Source organism: Streptomyces sp. NPDC059788 (assembly GCF_042732265.1).
Classification (GTDB): domain Bacteria; phylum Actinomycetota; class Actinomycetes; order Streptomycetales; family Streptomycetaceae; genus Streptomyces.
This window is the reverse complement of sequence record NZ_JBHWHY010000035.1, coordinates 15,531-32,108: the sequence shown is the minus strand read 5'-3', so window position 1 is coordinate 32,108 and position 16,578 is coordinate 15,531. Positions and strand designations below refer to the sequence as shown.

At 74.1% G+C, this 16,578-nt stretch carries 13 protein-coding genes; 10 read left to right on the top strand and 3 right to left on the bottom strand.

All coding sequences use genetic code 11. From position 1 onward, the window contains the following. Positions 1-46: 46 nt before the first annotated feature. The 3 genes from ACFV57_RS28105 to ACFV57_RS28095 all read right to left on the bottom strand — a co-directional run bounded on the left by ACFV57_RS28105 (position 47) and on the right by ACFV57_RS28095 (position 2,739). On the bottom strand, positions 47-733 hold the full coding sequence (locus ACFV57_RS28105) for an antibiotic biosynthesis monooxygenase (protein ID WP_385238019.1): 687 nt from the start codon (positions 731-733) through the stop codon (positions 47-49). A 133-nt stretch (positions 734-866) separates the two neighbouring features. After that, positions 867-1,640, bottom strand: coding sequence for an NAD-dependent epimerase/dehydratase family protein (locus tag ACFV57_RS28100; protein WP_385238017.1), 774 nt, complete (start codon positions 1,638-1,640; stop codon positions 867-869). A 31-nt stretch (positions 1,641-1,671) separates the two neighbouring features. Then, positions 1,672-2,739: a ketoacyl-ACP synthase III family protein gene (locus tag ACFV57_RS28095; RefSeq protein ID WP_385238015.1), complete on the bottom strand. Its 1,068-nt coding sequence runs from the start codon at positions 2,737-2,739 to the stop codon at positions 1,672-1,674. Between the two features lie 206 nt (positions 2,740-2,945). On the opposite strand from ACFV57_RS28095, the gene ACFV57_RS28090 reads away from it, so the two are divergent. The 10 genes from ACFV57_RS28090 to ACFV57_RS28045 all read left to right on the top strand — a co-directional run bounded on the left by ACFV57_RS28090 (position 2,946) and on the right by ACFV57_RS28045 (position 16,573). Further along, positions 2,946-4,148, top strand: a complete 1,203-nt coding sequence (locus ACFV57_RS28090; protein ID WP_385238013.1) for a glycosyltransferase — start codon at positions 2,946-2,948, stop codon at positions 4,146-4,148. Continuing rightward, a complete protein-coding gene (locus tag ACFV57_RS28085; protein WP_385238011.1) occupies positions 4,133-5,302 on the top strand; it encodes a nucleotide disphospho-sugar-binding domain-containing protein in 1,170 nt (389 codons plus the stop codon). The genes ACFV57_RS28090 and ACFV57_RS28085 overlap by 16 nt, the downstream gene beginning before the upstream one ends. A 43-nt stretch (positions 5,303-5,345) precedes the next feature. Further along, a complete protein-coding gene (locus ACFV57_RS28080; protein ID WP_385238009.1) occupies positions 5,346-6,275 on the top strand; it encodes an ABC transporter ATP-binding protein in 930 nt (309 codons plus the stop codon). Next, positions 6,275-6,988, top strand: a complete 714-nt coding sequence (locus ACFV57_RS28075; protein ID WP_385238007.1) for an ABC transporter permease — start codon at positions 6,275-6,277, stop codon at positions 6,986-6,988. The genes ACFV57_RS28080 and ACFV57_RS28075 overlap by 1 nt, the downstream gene beginning before the upstream one ends. 135 nt (positions 6,989-7,123) lie before the next feature. Next, the gene (locus ACFV57_RS28070; protein WP_385238005.1) at positions 7,124-8,326 is read left to right on the top strand and encodes a nucleotide disphospho-sugar-binding domain-containing protein; all 1,203 of its coding nucleotides are present in this window, start codon (positions 7,124-7,126) and stop codon (positions 8,324-8,326) included. After that, positions 8,323-11,484 carry an AMP-binding protein gene (locus ACFV57_RS28065; protein ID WP_385238003.1) on the top strand — a complete coding sequence of 1,054 codons (3,162 nt, stop codon included), beginning with the start codon at positions 8,323-8,325 and terminating at the stop codon, positions 11,482-11,484. Before ACFV57_RS28070 ends, ACFV57_RS28065 begins: the two co-directional genes overlap by 4 nt. Next, positions 11,472-12,638, top strand: a complete 1,167-nt coding sequence (locus ACFV57_RS28060; RefSeq protein WP_385238001.1) for a nucleotide disphospho-sugar-binding domain-containing protein — start codon at positions 11,472-11,474, stop codon at positions 12,636-12,638. The genes ACFV57_RS28065 and ACFV57_RS28060 overlap by 13 nt, the downstream gene beginning before the upstream one ends. Next, positions 12,626-13,795 (top strand): nucleotide disphospho-sugar-binding domain-containing protein, encoded by a 1,170-nt coding sequence (locus tag ACFV57_RS28055; protein WP_385237999.1) that lies wholly within the window; start codon positions 12,626-12,628, stop codon positions 13,793-13,795. Before ACFV57_RS28060 ends, ACFV57_RS28055 begins: the two co-directional genes overlap by 13 nt. Beyond that, positions 13,792-15,519: an MFS transporter gene (locus tag ACFV57_RS28050; protein ID WP_385237997.1), complete on the top strand. Its 1,728-nt coding sequence runs from the start codon at positions 13,792-13,794 to the stop codon at positions 15,517-15,519. The genes ACFV57_RS28055 and ACFV57_RS28050 overlap by 4 nt, the downstream gene beginning before the upstream one ends. After that, positions 15,407-16,573, top strand: a complete 1,167-nt coding sequence (locus ACFV57_RS28045; RefSeq protein WP_385237995.1) for a nucleotide disphospho-sugar-binding domain-containing protein — start codon at positions 15,407-15,409, stop codon at positions 16,571-16,573. The genes ACFV57_RS28050 and ACFV57_RS28045 overlap by 113 nt, the downstream gene beginning before the upstream one ends. Positions 16,574-16,578 lie beyond the last annotated feature (5 nt).

Genomic DNA, 16,578 nt, shown 5'->3' with positions numbered 1-16,578 from the left:
CGGAAGGCGGGCCGGGTCCTTCGACCCGGCCCGCCTTCATCTGTGGTCAGACCGCGACGGCCTCGGCACGCGCCGAGTCCACCACGACGCCGAACAGGCCGCCCCGGACGTCGGCGTGGGCCGCCATGGCCTGGGCGTCGGCCGCCATCTCCGGGCTGCCGAGCACCGGACGGTACGCCTCGGCCCCGCTCCACCAGCCGATGTTGACGTACGCGCCGGCCTCGCGGTCCGAGTGCACCAGCTGGTGGTCCAGGAAGCCGTCGTGGCCCTTCACGAAGGAGAGGTGGCCGAGGAAGGAGCTCTCGAACGCCTGCCGGTCGGCTCCGTCCTTGAGCGTGAAGGTGGTCAGCGCGACCGCCGCCTCCGGCCCCGGCGCCGCGCCGCCGCCGAGGCCGTCCGCCGCGGCCTGTCCGGCGAGCACCCGGCCGTGCACGCTGGTGATCGCGGCCAGGTAGACGAAGCGGCTGCTGACCGCGGTGAAGAACTGCCAGTCGCCGACCACCGTGCGGTGCGCGTCGGCGTCCCGCCACCAGGTCAGGATGACGAACGTGTCGGGCGCGCCGATGCCGCGCAGCAGGGCGGTGCGCAGCAGCCCGTCCTTGGTGGCGACGGTCTTGCGGTACTTGGCGTACGCCTTCTCGAACTCGGTGCCCTTGGCCTTGTGCTTGTCCTTGAGGACGAAGTGGGCGACGGCGACGACGGGGGCGTCGGCGGCCGGGGTGGTCTCGGTCATGACGGTGCCTCTCATTGATGGGACAGGGGGTATCGGTGGGGCAGGGGGTATCGGTGGGGCAGGGGGTATCGGTGGGGCAGGGGGTATCGGTGGGACAGGGGGTATCGGTGGGATGGGGAACGGGTGGGGCCGGTCAGCGGGACAGGAGCCGCTGCCCGGCCCCGGCCGCGTAGGCGGGTACGTATTTGTCGAGGACGCCGCGGTGGTAGTCCGGGCCGAAGCCGAGCCCGTACACCGGCGGGACGAGCCGGCAGAGCTTGTCGATGGAGACGGGCTGGGCGCCGGACGCCGCCACGTAGGTCTTCTCGGCACGGGTGCCGAGCAGGTTCTCCATGTGGGCGACGATGTCCTCGATGTGCGGGGCGTGTCCGGAGGCGACGTTGACGACGTCGCGGGTGCGGCCGTCGACGAGCAGCGTGTGCACGATCTTGACGACGTCCTCGACGTCGATGAGGTCGCGCTGCGCGCCCCGGTACACCCGCAGCCGGCCCGCGACCAGCTGCCGCACCAGGGCGGGCAGCAGCTGGTGGGCGGGCTGGTGGCGCCCGACGACGTGCGAGAGGCGCAGGATCAGGTACTCCACGTCGGAGGACTTGACCACCGCCTCCAGGGCGAGCTTGTGCCGTCCGTACGGGGTGGCCGGGTAGACCGGGCCGTCCTCGCGGCCCGGCGAGGCGCCGGGCACCGAGTACATGCCGGCGGACGCCGTCGAGAAGAACACCAGGCGCCTGTGGTGCTTCTCGCAGTACCGCAGCACCTCGTACAGGCGCGCGGACTCCCGGGTGTACTGCTCGGGCGGGATGTCTCCGGCGGCCGACACACCGGCGGCGAGCGCCACCACATCGGGGTGGTGGTCGCTGATGCCCGCCAGGTGCCCGGCCAGGAACCCCCTGCCGACGATCTCCATGGGCTGTGCCAACTCCTTGCGGTGGACGGGTTCAGGCCGCGGCGGGCCCGGTGGCCCAGCCGGGGATCCGGGAGATCTCCAGGACGGCGGCGGTCAGGGTGTAGCCGGCGCCGCCGCCGAAGAGCATCACGTGGTCGCCGGGCCCGAGGGCGCCGGTGAGCAGCAGGTTCTCCAGGCCGGCGGCCCAGTCGCCGGCGCCGACGTGGCCACTGCGGCGGGCGAACTCCCAGGTGGTCTCGGACGCGTCGACGCCGAGCAGGTGGTGGATCTGGAAGGGGCCGTCGATCCGTCCGGTGGCGGGGATGACGACGGACGCGATGTCGTCCATGGACAGGCCCGCGTCGTCGAGCACGGCCTGCTTGGCCTCGTTCATCGCCTTGCCGAAGCGGATGTTGGTGCGGGTCTCGTCGCTCACCGCCTTGTGGGCGTCGCCGCGCGCGGTCAGGTCGATCTGCCGGTCGGCGGCGCGCGAGACGGGGCCGAACGGCTCGTCGCCGCGGGCCATCGGCTCCAGGCCGTTGTCGGCGACGGTGGCGGTGGCCAGCAGGCGGGCGAAGCCGTCCGTGGCCGAGAGGACCACGGCGGTGCCGCCGTCGGCGTACGCGTTGCCGTGGCGCAGGCGCCAGCGGTCGGCGCCGGGCCCGCCGAACCGGTCGGCGGTGGTGACCATGACTGCGCCGCCCGTGCCGTATCCGGCCTTCAGATGGCAGGCGGCCAGGTCCAGGGCGCTGATGCCGATGTTGCAGCGCTGCTGCACGTCGAGTGCGGGCACCGTCCTGCCGACGGTCCTGCCCGCGATGTACGAGGCGGCCGGCCAGATGTCCAGGCCCTGGAACCACGTGCTGCCGTGCAGCAGCAGGGAGTAGGCGGACCGGTCGAGGCCGGACCGCTCGTGGGCCCGGCGGGCTGCGGCGACCGCCATGTCCGGCGGCGCCGTCCACGGCTCCCCCGGCCTCTCGCGGGCGATACGGACAGCCTCGTAACCGAAGTCGTCGATCCACTCCGGCCCGCACTCACCCGCCTCGACGGCTTCGCGCACCGGTACGGGTTCGGGCAGCCAGGTGCCCAGACCGGCGACATAGATCTCGTCCCAACGCATCCAATTGCTCCCCTACTCGCCGGGTTCGGCGGTACTTCGGGCATACGGCATGCGCCCACCCTCACGGCCGGCTCTCGAACCGTGCTCGAATCCGGCAGGGGAGCGCGCGGCCCAGTGCGGCTCCAGGGGGACTCAAGCGCGGGCGGTCACGCTCGGGCCTGACCGAACGGGCGGCTCGCCGTCCCCACCCCATTCGGAGACCCGTCGTGCGCATCCTGTTCACCGCCCATGCGGGCAAATCGCATCTGCGGCTGCTGATCCCCCTAGCCCAGGCCGCCGTACGGGCCGGGCACACCGTTGCCGTCGCCGACGACGCGTCCATGCGCGAGGAGTGCGCGCAGTACGGCCTCCGGTTCTTCCCCGCCGGATGCGACTGGGCAACCGACCCGTTCTGCGTCGAGGCGATCGCGCTGCCGCTTTTCCAGGACGACCAGGAGGCGTACGAGGACGGCCTGGTCGACTGTGTGCTCGGGCCGCCCGCGCTGCTGGCCGCCCGCGACATCCTGGAGATCGCCGCGGACTGGAAGCCCGATCTGATCGTGCGCGAGGGGGAGGAGATGGGCGGCTACCTGGCCGCCGAGGCCCTCGGCATCCCGCACGTCGCGGTGGCCGGCGGCTCCACCCATCTGCTGCCGCCCGCCGTGGTGCACGAGCGGCTCAACACCCTGCGCGCCGAACTCGGCCTCCCCGCCGACCCGGACGACCACACCGCCTACAAGCACCTGCTGGTCAGCTGGCTGCCGCCGCGCTGCACCGGCGACGACCTGGCCCCGCGCACCCTGCGCCACTACCGCCAGACCACCCCGTTTCGCAGCGACGATGTGACCCTGCCCTGGCTCGCCGCCCTGCCCGAGGACAAGCCGCTGGTGTACGCGTCGATCGGCACCATGGCGCCGTCGATGCCATGGCGCTCGGACGACCTCCTGCACGCCGTGATCGAGGCGCTGTCCGCCACCGACTGCTCCGCCGTCGTCTCGATCGGCGTGGGCCGCGACCCGGCGGACTTCGGGCCGGTGCCGGAGCATGTGCGGCTGGTCACCGAGTGGGTTCCGCAGGACGTACTGCTGGAGGCCGCCGACGTGTTCGTCACCCACGGCGGTCACAGCAGCATCCGCGAGGGCCTGCGCAGCGGCACCCCGATGCTCGTCACCCCCATGTACGACGACCAGCCGCACGCCGCCGGACGCTGTGCCGCGATCGGCTCGGCGATCAGCCTGCCGAGCCACGGCGCCACCGCCGAGACCGTCGCCGACGCCCTCGGCGCGCTGCTCACCGACCCTTCGTACCGGCGGCGCGCGGCGGTGGTGCGGCGGGAGATCCTCGCCTGCCCGCCCGTGGAGCAGCTGGTCGCCGACCTCGAACACCTCGCCGCCGCGGCGGCCCAGGAGGAGACATGCGCGTCCTGCTGACGGCCCTGGTCCCCAGCCACCTCGTGCCGATGGTGCCGCTGACCTGGGCCCTGCGCGCCGCCGGGCACCAGGTGCTGGTGGCCGGCGACGCCGCACTGGTGCGGTTCGCCGCCGCCGCGGGGCTGGACACGCGCCTGGTGGGCGCGGGTGACACGATCCGGCAGCGGCTGACCCGGCCGGGCGCGGTGCGGATGCCGGACCGGGCGGCGATGGACCGCCGCGCGGACAGCGAGTGGGACGCGGTCGGCGAGCGCTGGCGCACCCGGCTCGGCGGCTATCTCGACGACTTCGTCCGGCTCGGCCGGGACTGGGAGCCCGATCTCGTCGTCACCGACCCGGTGGAGTTCGGCGGCCTGGTCGTGGCCGGTGCGCTCGGTGTGCCCGGCGTCGTCCACCGCTGGGGCCCGGACGACTTCACCAGCCCGCTGCTGCGCCGCGCCAAGGAGCAGCTGCACGACCTGAGCGTGTCCCACGGCGCCGCGGATTTCCCCGATCCGGCGCTGGTGATCGACCCGAGTCCCGCCTCGCTGCTGCCCGGCGGCGACAACGTCCCGGGGCTGTTGACGCGTTACGTCCCCTACTGCGGCACCGCCGAACTGCCCGACTGGGCGGTCCGGCGGCCGGAGCGGCCGCGGGTGCTGCTGTGCCTGGGCATGTGGCACGGCCGGGTACTCGCGGAGACCGGTGAGCTGCCGCTGGGTTTCCGGCATGTGCTGGACGCCTGCGCCGCGCAGGGCCTCGACGTGCTCTTCCCGATCGACGCGGAGTACCACCCGGCGCTGTCCGGCATCCCGTCCTCGGTCAAGGTCGTCGACCGCTTCCCGATCGGGCCGGTGATGCGGCACACGGCCGTCGCCGTCCACCACGGTGGCAGCGGTACCAGCATGACGTCGTTCGCGTCCGGCGTGCCGCAGCTCGTCCTGCCGGGCGACAAGCCGTTCCTGCAGACCACCGGGCGGCTGGTGGCGGAGTCCGGGGCGGGCCGCACGCTCGCCTCCGAGCCCGAGCAGCACGCTGCCCGGCTCGTGCACGAAGCCCTCGCGGGCCTGGTCGCCGACGAGCGGTACCGCACCGCCGCGCACGGGGTCGGCGCGGAGATCGCGGCCCTGCCGGGCCCCGCCGAACTGGTCCGCACCGTCGAAGGGCTGATCTGACATGACCCCACTCACCCAGGAAAGGGAGCAGGTGCCATCCCCCATGGCAGAACACCACGGCCCGCCGGCGGTCGTCTTCAAGGGCGTCGTCAAGGAGTACGGCTCCGTCCGTGCCGTCGACGGCATCGACCTGACGATCCGGCGCGGCGAGACGGTCGCCCTCCTCGGCCCCAACGGCGCGGGCAAGTCCACCACGATCAACATGCTGCTCGGGCTCTTTCCGCCGGAGCAGGGCACCATCGAGGTCTTCGGCAAGAGACCCGAACTGGCCATGCGCGCGGGCCATCTGGGCGCCATGCTCCAGGAGGGGAAGATGATTCCCCGGGTCTCGGTGCGGGAACTGGTCGGCTTCGTACGCCAGACCTACCGCAAGCCGCTGCCGCTGGCGGAGATCCTGGAGCTGGCCCAGCTCACCAAGATCGCCGACCGCAAGGTGGACCGGCTCTCCGGCGGCCAGGCCCAGCGGGTGCGGTTCGCCCTCGCGCTGGCCGGCGACCCCGACCTGGTGGTGCTGGACGAGCCGACCGCCGCGCTGGACGTGGAGTCGCGGCGCGAGCTGTGGGCGGCGATGCAGCGCTACGCCGAGCGCGGCAACACCGTCCTGTTCTCCACCCACTATCTGGAGGAGGCCGACGAGAGCGCCGACCGCGTCGTGGTGATCGCGGCCGGGCAGGTGGTGGCCGACGGCACCCCGGCGCAGATCAAATCCATGATCGAGGGTCGTACGGTCAGCTTCGTGCCACGTGGCGGGCACCGCGACGACTTCGCGCTGCTGCCGGGCGTCAGCTCCGTGGAGTTCCACGGCGGCCGCGTCCACCTGCGCAGCAACGACTCCGACAGCACCGTGCACGCGCTGTCGCGCGCCGATGCCTTCACCGACCTCGAAGTCTCCGGCGTCGGCCTGGAGGAAGCCTTCATCGCGCTGACCCACCGGTCGCGCCACGAGCCCGCTCCGGAAGGACGGACCCACTGATGCTCGGATACATCCGTCTGGAAGTCCTGCGGCTGATCCGCAACGGCGGCTACCTGATGATGAGCCTCATCATGCCGGTCGGCCTCTACGTCACCCTCGCGGGCGGCGGACCCGACCAGGAGTCGCTGGTACGGGCCATGGTCGGCGCGGCGGCTTTCGGCGCGCTGGGTGTGGTCATCACCAACGGCACGGGCATCGCCGAGGACCGGGCACTGGGCTGGCTGCGGCAGCTGCGGCTGACCCCGCTCTCCCCCGTGCAGGTCGTGGTGGCGCGCGGCGCGGTCGCCACCTGCCTGGGCATCCTGCCGATCGTGGTCATCGGCCTGATCGGCAAGTTCTACCGGGGCGTCGACCTCGGGCCCGGCACCTGGCTGGAGATCTTCCTGCTGCTGTGGGTCGGCATCGCGCCGCTGGCCATGCTCGGCATCGGCATCGGCTACCTGTTCAAGGCCCAGCTCGCGCAGATCGCCGGCACCGTCTGCTATCTGTCGCTGACGCTGCTCGGCGGGCTGATGATGCCCACCGACACGCTGCCCGAGTGGCTCCAGCCGATTTCGAAGCAGACGCCGGTCTACCGCTACGCCGAGCTGTCCTGGCACGCGGCCGACCACACCGCGCCGAGCGCCGCGGGGCTGGGTGTGCTCGCCCTGTGGACGGCGCTGCTCGCGGCGTTCGCCGCGTTCGCCTACCGCAGGGGCGGCCGCCGCGCCTGACCTGTTCCACCGGTGCCCGTGGGGACGTGTCCCCACGGGCACCTTCGCGTTCGTGGCGGATGCGAGCCGCATTCGAGCGGCCGGCCGCACCCTTTTGCTGCCACCGGCCGTACGCGAAAGAGTGAGGCACCTTCCATGCGCGTGTTGTTCGTGGGCCACGGTCCGGCCCATGTCCCCTGGATCATTCCGCTCGCCTGGGCCTGCCGGCTCGCGGGCCACGACGTACGGGTGGCGGTGCGGCCACAGTGCGCCGCACCGGTCACCCGGGCCGGGCTGGTGGCCGTTCCGGTCGGCGACGAGGCCGTGGCGGGCGCCGCGGCGGCCCGCCGGCTGGACCTGGGGCCCGGGCGGCTGAAGGCCACCGGCGCGTCCATGGCGGCCCTCGACACCGACCTGGCCGAGGCGCTGGTCGAGAAGATGATCGCGGTCGCCGACACCCTCACCGACGACCTGGTCGCCTTCGCCCGCTTCTGGCGCCCCGACATCGTGGTGCACGACACCGCGGCCGCCGCCGGGCAGGTGGCCGCCGCCGTCCTCAAGGTGCCCGCCGTGGGCCACACCTGGGGTGTGTCGCTGGGGGTGCACTGCGAGCGGGAGAGCGAGCTGCGCCCCTCGTACGCCCGGCTCTTCGAGCGGTTCGGCGTCGCGCCGCTGGTCGGCCCCTCGGTCTGGATCGACCCGTGCCCGCCGGGCCTGCGCCCGCCGCACGGGGTGCGCCGCGCCGACATGCGGTACGTACCGTACGCGGGGCCCGCCGAAGTGCCGCGCCGGTTGCGCGAGGAACGACCCGGCGGGCGGCCGCTGGTCTGTGTGACCGGCGGCGTGACCACCACCGCACTCGACGAGGTCCGCGACCAGGTGGTCGCCGCCCTGCGGGAGCAGGGCGCCGAGGTGGTCCTCGCGGTCACCGCCGAGCAGGCCCGCACCACGGGCCCGCTGCCGGACGGCGTCCGCATGGTGGAGTCCTTCCCGCTGGACGTGCTGCTGGCGCACTGTGACGCGCTGGTGCACCACGGCGGCGTCGGCAGCGGCCTGATCGCCGTCACCCGCGGCCTGCCGCAGCTGCTGCTCCCCCGCAACGCCTTCCAGGAGCACTGGGCGCACCTGGTCAGGGAGTCCGGCGCGGGCAGCGCGCTGCCCGCCGGCGCCACCGGGGACGCGGTCGGCGTCGCCGTCCGCGACCTGCTGACCCGCCCCTCCTACCGGGAGCGGTCCCGGTCGCTGCGGGACGAGATCGCCGCCATGCCCGCCCCCGGCCGGCTCGTGGACTTCCTGGAGGAGTGCGTACGGGCCGGTCACACGGACGTCCCCACACCACGGAAGGCAGACCGACGATGACCGCACTCCTCGAACCCGCGGCGGACGCGGCACGGTTCACCCGGGGCAGCACGATGCACGGCCTCTTCCAGGACGCGGCCCGCCGCTTCCCCGGTGCGACCGCCCTGTCCCACCGCGGGATCACCACCAGCTACCGCGAGCTGGACGCCGCTTCCGACGGGTACGCGGCCCTCCTCCAAGCGCGCGGGGTACGCCACGGCGATCTGGTGCCGGTGCTCATGGAGCGCGGGGCGCCTTTGATCGTGGTGCTGCTGGCGCTGTTCAAGTGCGGGGCCGCGTACTCGTACGTGGACCCGCGCTGGCCCGCCGACCGGGTCGCGGAGCAGATCGGGCGGCTGGGCGCCCGGCTGCTGGTGACCACCGCCGGCGGTGACCGGCCGGTGCCGAGGTGGTGTCCGCCCGCCGAGAGCCTGGCCGTCACCGCCGCGCGCGGGGCGCGCCCGGCGCCGGTCGAGGTGACCGGCGCCGACGCCTGCTCGGTCTTCTTCACCTCGGGGTCCACCGGAGCACCCAAGGGGGTGGTCGCCGCCCACGAGAACGCGGTCCGCCTCTTCGACACCGCCGCCTTCGCCCGGCTCGGCCCCGGCACGGTGATGCCGCAGACCGCGCCGCCCACCTGGGACGGTTTCACGCTGGACTGCTGGAGCATGCTGCTGACCGGCGGGACGACCGTCCTGCTGGACGAGCCGGTGCTGGTGCCGCGCACCCTGCGCACGCTGATCGTCGAGGAAGGCGTCAACGCGGCCTTCCTGACGACCCAGTTGTTCAACATGCTGGTCACCACCGACGTCGGTGCCTTCGCCGGGATGGCGTGGGTGGCCATCGGCGGCGAACGGGCCGCGCCCCCGCGGATGCGTGCCTTCCTCGCCGCTCACCCGGGCACTCAACTGATCAACGTGTACGGGCCCGTCGAGTGCGGCGCGCTGGTCACCGCCCACACCGTACGGCCCGGGGACTGCGACGACCCGGCGGGCATCCCCCTGGGCACCGCCCTGCCGCACACCGACGTACTGGTCCTGGACGGCACGCGGCGGTGCGCACCCGGCGAGACGGGCGAACTGTGCCTGGGCGGCCCCGGGCTGGCTCGGGGCTACCTCGGCCACCCCGCGCCGACCGACGCCGCGTTCGTGACGGCCGAGGTGGACGGTGTGCGCCGGCGTCTGTACCGCACCGGCGACCTGGGGCACCGGTCCGCCGCGGGTGTGTACCACTACTCCGGGCGGGCCGACCGGCAGATCAAGGTCCGCGGCCACCGGATCGAGCCCGCCGAGGTGGAGCGCACGGCCGAACGGGTGCCCTCGGTCACCGGTGCCGCGGTGGTGCCGGTGCCCCGGCCCGACGGCTCGTACCAGGGGCTCGCGCTCTTCTACTCGCGCGGCGACGCGGCGGGTCCGGACCCGGACGCACTGCGCGCCCGGCTCGCCGGGCGCCTCCCGGAGTACCTGGTGCCGCGCCGCGTCCACCGCCTCGACTCCTTCCCGCAGTTGCCCAACGGAAAGATCGACCGCCAGGCGCTCGCCGCCCTCGTCCGCGCCGAGCAGGACCGCGCCACGGAACCGGACGAGGACTTCGACGGCACGGCGGCCGTGGTCGCCGAGGCGTTCCGTACCGTCCTGGACGGCTGCCGGGTCACCGCCGACGTGTCCTTCTTCGAAGTGGGCGGCAGTTCGCTGGACGCCGCGCGGCTGTGCCAGCACCTCGACTCCGCGCTGGGCGCCGCCGTCCAGCCCTCCCAGGTCTTCCGTACGCCGACGGTCCGCGGACTCGCCGCATGGCTGGACGCCACCGCGCCGGCCGCCACGGACGGCACCGGGCCCGTCGCGGGCCTCGGACCCGGCGAGCTGCCGCTGCCGCCCGAGCAGGCCGGATTCCTGTTCGCGGGCGCCCACGACACCGAAGGGCTCGGCGGGCTGTGCCGGGTGGCCTGGTGGATCGACGGGCCCCTCGACCCCGGCGCGCTGGAACGGGCCGTCGGTGACGTGCACCGGCGCCACCAGGCGCTGCACGCGCGGTACTTGATCCGGGACAACGAGACCGGTTACGCCGTGGTGCCGGACGCCCCGTCGGACGCCGAGATGGTCCGCCTGCCCGACGCGCCGGACGGGGCGGCCGCCGTCGCCGCCTGGCTCGCGGCGGCCCTGCGGCCGCTGGCGGTGCACGACGCGCGGGTGTGGCGGTGCGCCGCGGTGCGCGACGCCGCCACCGGACGCACCCTGTTCGGCCTGGTCGTGCACCACGTCGCTTTCGACGGCGCGTCCGAGACGGTGCTCGCCGCCGATCTCGGCCTGGCCTACGCCGCGCGGCTCGCGGGCCGCGCTCCCGCCTTCCCGGCGCCCGCCGCGACCCTCGCCGAGGTCTGCGCCGACCACCGCCGGGTGCTCGCGCGGGTGGACCTGGCGGCCCAGCAGGAGTACTGGCAGGAGCACCTGGAACTCCAGGAACCCCTGGAGCTGCCGGGCCGTACCGACACCGACCGCAACGCCGGTCCCGGCCATTCCCGTTCGGCCGTCGTGTCCGCCGCGGACGTCGCCCGCTGGGACGCCTACGCCCGCACGCTCGGCACCACCCGGTTCGCCGTGCTCGCCGCGCTGTTCGGGCACGTTCTGCGGGAGCTGAGCGGCCAGGAGGACATCGCGGTGAAGGTGCCGGTGGCCCGCCGGGGCAGCGGCGTACTGGCCACCGCCGTCAGCTGCCGCGTGGACCTGCTGTACCTGCGCTTCTGGCCGCCGCACCAGGACACGGGCCGCGGCCTGCTGGAGCAGGCGGTGGCGAACGTGGACGCCGCGCTCGCCGCGCAGGAGACCGGCGGCGCCCGGCTGGCCCGCACCCTGGTGCTGACCGGCGGCGGCGAGGCGCTGCGCCCGATGCCCAGCTTCCTGATGCAGGACGACCCCGATCCCCGGCTCGACCTCCCCGGCTGTGTCTGCGAGGTGTCGCGGATCGGCAGTCCGTCGATGTTCACCGAACTGGAGCTGGACGTACGGGCCGTGCCGGAGGGCTTCGTCGTCACCGCTTCCGTGCGTACCGACCGGCTGCCCGCCGCCACCGCCGGGCGGCTCGTGCGCGCCTACGCCGCTGCCGTCCGCCGGGGCCCCGCCGCGCACGCCCAGAGCCCGACCGTACCCATCCCGTCCGAGGACACCGCATGCGCGTACTGATCCTGAGCAGTCCCGAATCCACCCACTTCACCTGCATGGTGCCGCTGGCCTGGGCGCTGCGCGGCGCCGGGCACGAGGTGCTGGTCGCCGGCCAGCCCGACATCGTCCCGGCGGCCCGCTCGGCGGGCCTGAACACCGTCACGGTGGGCCGCGAGTTCCACGGCAAGGACCTGCTGACCCCGCCACTGCCGCCCGGCAAGCGGCCCATCGAGGTCGTCGGCCCGCTCACTCCCGAGATGACCCTGATCGGCTCGCGGGTGTGGGTGCTGCACTCCCGCTATCTGGCGCCGCGCTACCTGGAGGTGGCCCGGCAGTTCCGGCCCGACCTGGTGGTCTCGGAGATCTTCGACTGGGCCGCGTGCCTGGTCGGCGGCGCCCTGAAGATCCCCGTGGTCTCGCACCGCTGGGGCGTGGACCCGATGAGCCACCTGATGCGGGCCACCGCGGAGGACCTGCTGCGCGGCGCCGCCGAACGGCTCGGCATCGAGGGCGGCCTGCCCTCGCCCGACGTGCTGCTCGACCCGGCGCCGCCCGAACTCCTGGTGCCGGGCGCACCGGCCGGCACCCCGATCCGCCACGTGCCCTTCAACGGGACGGGCCCGGTGCCCGGTTGGCTGCGCCGACGGGGCGACCGGCCCCGGGTCTGCGTCTCGATGGGGCGCCAGACCATCGCACTCGGCGGCCTGCCGATGTTCCGCGGCATCATCGAGGCGTTCGGCGCGCTGCCGGAGGCCGAGGCCGTCATGACCGTGCAGGAGGAGTTCCTCGACGACCTCGGCACCGTCCCGGCCAACGTCACCCTCGTCCCGCCGACGCCACTGCGCGGCTTCCTGCACACCTGCGACGCGGTCATCTCGCACGGCGGCGCCAACACCCTGCTCACCGTGGCCGGTGCGGGGGTGCCCCAGCTCGTCATGCCGCAGCTCGTCGACCAGTTCCAGGGCGGCGACCTGCTGGCCGCCGCCGGGGCCGGGCTGGCTCTCGGCACCGCCGGCGCGCAGAACGACCCGGCTCAGGTGGCCGCGGCCGTCGGCGCCCTGCTGGCCGGGGAGCGCTTCACCAAGGGTGCCCGGGCCTTGGCCGGGTCCATGGCCGCCATGCCGAGTCCCGCCGCCGTAGTCCGAGACCTGGAGAACCTCCGATGCGCGTACTGATCATCAGCAGCCCCGTCGAGACCCACTTCCTGCCGCTGCTGCCCGTGGTACGGGCGCTGGCCGGCGCCGGGCACGAGGTGCTCGTCACCGGGCAGCCCGACATCACCGGGCCGGCCGCCGGGGCGGGGCTCGCCACCGTCACCGTCGGCGACCCCTTCCACGCCTTCGACCTGCGCCGGGGCAACCGCCCTGCGGGGCTGCGGCCCATCGAGGTCACCGGCCGTCCCCCTGCCCGGCAGATCGACGGCGCCGCCCAGATGTGGCGCAACCACGCCCCGTACGTCCTGCCCGACTACCTGGAGACCGCCCGCGATTGGGGCGCCGACCTGGTGCTGTCCGACCACATGGACTACACGGGCGCGGTCGTCGGCGCGGTGCTCGGCATCCCGAGCGTCTGGCACCGCTGGGGCGTGAATCCGACGAGTACGTTCATGCTCGGCCAGACCCGGATGTGGCTCGGCCCGCTGTGCGCACGGCTCGGCCTCGCCACCGTACCCGTTCCCGACCTGGTCCTCGACCCGGCGCCGCCCGCCCTGACGGACACCCAGGCGCCGCCCGCCCGGCCGGTGCGCCCCGAGCCGCACACCGGCGACGGCACGCCCTGGGCGTATACCGCGCCCCCGGGGCGCCGGGTCGCGGTGGCGCTCGGCGGGCACACCCTCGACCTCGGCGGCGCGCCGCTGCTCCGCCGGGTCGTCGACGCGCTGGCCGCCGCCGGGCAGGTGGAGGCGGTCGTCTCCGCGGCGCCCGGGCACCGGGACGAGGTGGGCGCCCTGCCCGAGGGCATGACGTACACCTCGCGTACCGCGCCGGGCCTGCTCTTTCCCGGCGCCGACCTCGTGGTGCACCACGGCGGGGCGGGGTCCGCGCTGGGGGCGGCCGCCCTCGGTGTGCCGCAGCTCGTGCTCCCGCAGCTCGGTGACGCGTTCGTCGCGGGCGACCGGGTCGCCGGTGCCGGTGCCGGGATCACCCTGGACACCGCCGAGGCGCAGAACAGCGGCGACCGGGTGGCCGAAGCCCTCACCGCCCTGCTCACCGGGTCCGCGTACCGGGACGCCGCCGGGCGGCTGCGCGCGGAGATCGCGGCGATGCCGTCGGCGGCCGAGACCGTGTCCGTACTGGAACAGCTGGCCGCCCGGAAGGGGGTGAAGGCATGAGCACGCAAGCTCCCGTCAAGTCCGCCGGGGACGCGCAGGGGTCCGCACCCGCCGGGTCCGCCAAGGAGAAGAAGCCGAACCCGTACGGCATGAGCGACATCCAGGTGCTGGTTTTCGTCGTGTGCGCGATGGGGACCATGGGCCTGGCCCTGCTGGACGGCTCGATCGTCTCCTCCGCCGTGCTGCCGATCGTGCGCGACCTCGACCCGGCCCACGGCATCGAGCGCTTCCCCTGGCTGATCACCGCCTACCTCCTCGCCGCCACGGCCACCCAGCCGCTGTACGGCAGGCTCAGCGACAGCTTCGGGCCGCGCCGCATCTACCTGGCCGCGCTCGCCACCTTCCTCGCCGGGTCCGCGCTGTGCGCCACCGCAGGGTCCCTCACCCAGCTGATCGCCTTCCGCGCGGTGCAGGGCCTGGGCGGCGGCGGGCTGATGAGCATGACGCTGATCGTCATCGCGACGCTCTACCCGCCCAAGTCCCGCGCCGGGCGCTCCAACGCGGGCGGCATCCTCATCGCGGCCGGCATCATCGCGGGCCCGATGATCGGCGGCCCGATCAGCCAGGAGCTGTCCTGGCGCGGCATCTTCCTGCTCAACGTGCCGGTCGCGGGCCTCGCCCTGGCCGGGATCGCCTGGGCGCTGCGGCTGCCGGTCCAGGGCACCCGGCAGCGCGTCGACGTCCCCGGCTCGGTGCTCATCGCGGCTGCCACCTGCGCCCTGCTGCTGGGCGTCAAGACGTACGGCGAGCAGAACTCCTTCTCCGGGCCGGTCCTGCCGTACTTCTACGGCGGCGTGATGATGGCCGGGGCGTTCGTCGCGCGCCAGCTGAAGGCCGCGGAGCCGCTGATGCCGCCGGCACTCTTCAAGGACCGGGTGTTCAGACCCGCCGCGATCCTCCAGTTCACCGGCGGTTTCGCGCTGCTGTCGCTGCCGGTGTTCCTCGTCAACCACCTGAACATCGTGCGGGGTGTGGACCTCGACGCGGTCGGCCTGCACCTGATACCGCTCGCCGTCGGCGTCGTCCTGGTCTTCCTGGGCTGGGGCAAGGTGGTCGCCCGTACCGGCCGCTGCAAGGCCGTCCTGGTCGCCACCACCGCCACCGCGGCCGCATCCACCGCCGCCCTCGGGCTCACCGCGGCCGACGCCCCCACGTGGCTGCTCGACGCGCTGCTCCTGCTGCTCGGCGCGGGCCTGGGCGGCGTCACGCAGATCGCGCTGTTCATGACCCAGTCGGCGGCGCCCACGGACCAGTTGGGCGTGGTCACCACCACGTCCCGGTTCGCCACCATGCTGGGCACCACCATCGGCGGCACGGTGCTCGGCGTCGTCCTGAGCACGCGGTTCGCCGCGGCGGCCCGTGAGTCCGGGGTCCGCGACCCGGACACCGCCGCGGCCCGGCTCGCCGGTCTCGACCCGGCCCACCGCCGCCTGGTCACCGATGCCTTCGCGCACGCCACCGCAACCGTGCTGCTGACCTCGGCCGGACTGCTGCTGGCAGCGCTGCTGACGGCCCTGCTGATGAAGGACGTCAACGTCAACGACACCACGGACGCGGAAGACCCGCCCACCGGCACCGTCCCGCCCCTCACCCCCCTCCAGGAAGAAGACCATGCGCGTACTGATGCTGAGCACCCCCTTTCCGACCCACTTCACCCCGATGGTGCCGCTGGCCTGGGCGCTCCAGGGGGCGGGGCACGAAGTGACGGTCGCGGCGCAGCCTGACGTCACCGACGCGGCACGGGCGGCCGGGATCTCCGCCGTCGACATCGGCGACCGCTTCCACGGCCTGGACGTCCTGCTGCGCCATCTGCCGCCCGGCAAGCGCCCGCTGGAGCTGATGGGCCCGACCCCGCCGGAGAAGATGGCGGGCAGCGCCAAGCTGTGGGAGACCCACGCCCGTTACCTGCTCGGCGCCTACCTGGAGTTCGCCCGCGACTGGCGGCCCGACCTGATCGTCTCCGAGCAGATGGAGCTGGCCGGGCAGATCGTCGCCGGAGTCCTCGGCGTCCCGTCCGTCCAGCACCGCTGGGGCGTCGATCCGCTCAGCGGCCCGTCCCGCACGTCCGCCCGCCACTTCCTGCACGGGGCCGCCACCCGGCTCGGCCTGGCCGGACTGCCCGACCCCGACCTGCTGCTCGACCCGTGCCCGCCCGCGCTGCGCCACCCGAGCGCGACGCCGGGCGCACCCATCGGGTACGTTCCGTTCAACGGCGCCGGCAGCGCGCCCGCGTGGCTGCGCGTTCCCCCGGCCGACGGGGTGCGCCGGGTGGCGGTCTGCCTGGGCCGCCAGACGCTCGTGCTCAACGGGACCGGCCTGTTCCGCTCGATCATCGCGGCCTTCGAGGGGCTGGCGGACGTGGCGGCCGTGGTCACCGCGGCTCCGGAGTTCCACGCGGGCTTCGGCGACGTGCCGGGCAACGTACGGGTCGTGGAGCCCGTACCGCTCAACCTCATCCTGCGCGACTGCCACGCCGTCGTGCACCACGGTGGCGCCAACACCACCATGACGGCCTGTGCCTTCGGGCTGCCGCAGGTCGTCCTGCCGCAGCTGGTCGACCAGTTCGCCTCGGCCGGGCATCTGGAGCAGGCCGGTGCGGCGCGTGTCCTCGCCGAGGCCGCGCCGCAGAACGACCCGGCCCGCGTCCGCGAAGCCGTACGGGACGTGCTGGACGACCCGCGCTACCTCCGCGGCGCCGGAGAGCTGCGCCGCGACATGGCGGCGATGCCGAGCCCGGCCCGCGTCGTGGCGGACCTGGAGCGTTTGGCCGCCGGCTGACCTTT

Excerpts from the sequence above, each read along its gene's own strand:
- ACFV57_RS28050 (WP_385237997.1), top strand. The coding sequence starts at position 13,792 with ATGAGCACGCAAGCTCCCGTCAAGTCCGCCGGGGACGCGCAGGGGTCC.
- ACFV57_RS28060 (WP_385238001.1), top strand. The coding sequence starts at position 11,472 with ATGCGCGTACTGATCCTGAGCAGTCCCGAATCCACCCACTTCACCTGC.
- ACFV57_RS28095 (WP_385238015.1), bottom strand. The coding sequence starts at position 2,739 with ATGCGTTGGGACGAGATCTATGTCGCCGGTCTGGGCACCTGGCTGCCC.
- ACFV57_RS28085 (WP_385238011.1), top strand. The coding sequence starts at position 4,133 with ATGCGCGTCCTGCTGACGGCCCTGGTCCCCAGCCACCTCGTGCCGATG.
- ACFV57_RS28100 (WP_385238017.1), bottom strand. The coding sequence starts at position 1,640 with ATGGAGATCGTCGGCAGGGGGTTCCTGGCCGGGCACCTGGCGGGCATC.
- ACFV57_RS28065 (WP_385238003.1), top strand. The coding sequence starts at position 8,323 with ATGACCGCACTCCTCGAACCCGCGGCGGACGCGGCACGGTTCACCCGG.
- ACFV57_RS28105 (WP_385238019.1), bottom strand. The coding sequence starts at position 733 with ATGACCGAGACCACCCCGGCCGCCGACGCCCCCGTCGTCGCCGTCGCC.
- ACFV57_RS28080 (WP_385238009.1), top strand. The coding sequence starts at position 5,346 with ATGGCAGAACACCACGGCCCGCCGGCGGTCGTCTTCAAGGGCGTCGTC.
- ACFV57_RS28055 (WP_385237999.1), top strand. The coding sequence starts at position 12,626 with ATGCGCGTACTGATCATCAGCAGCCCCGTCGAGACCCACTTCCTGCCG.
- ACFV57_RS28045 (WP_385237995.1), top strand. The coding sequence starts at position 15,407 with ATGCGCGTACTGATGCTGAGCACCCCCTTTCCGACCCACTTCACCCCG.
- ACFV57_RS28070 (WP_385238005.1), top strand. The coding sequence starts at position 7,124 with ATGCGCGTGTTGTTCGTGGGCCACGGTCCGGCCCATGTCCCCTGGATC.
- ACFV57_RS28075 (WP_385238007.1), top strand. The coding sequence starts at position 6,275 with ATGCTCGGATACATCCGTCTGGAAGTCCTGCGGCTGATCCGCAACGGC.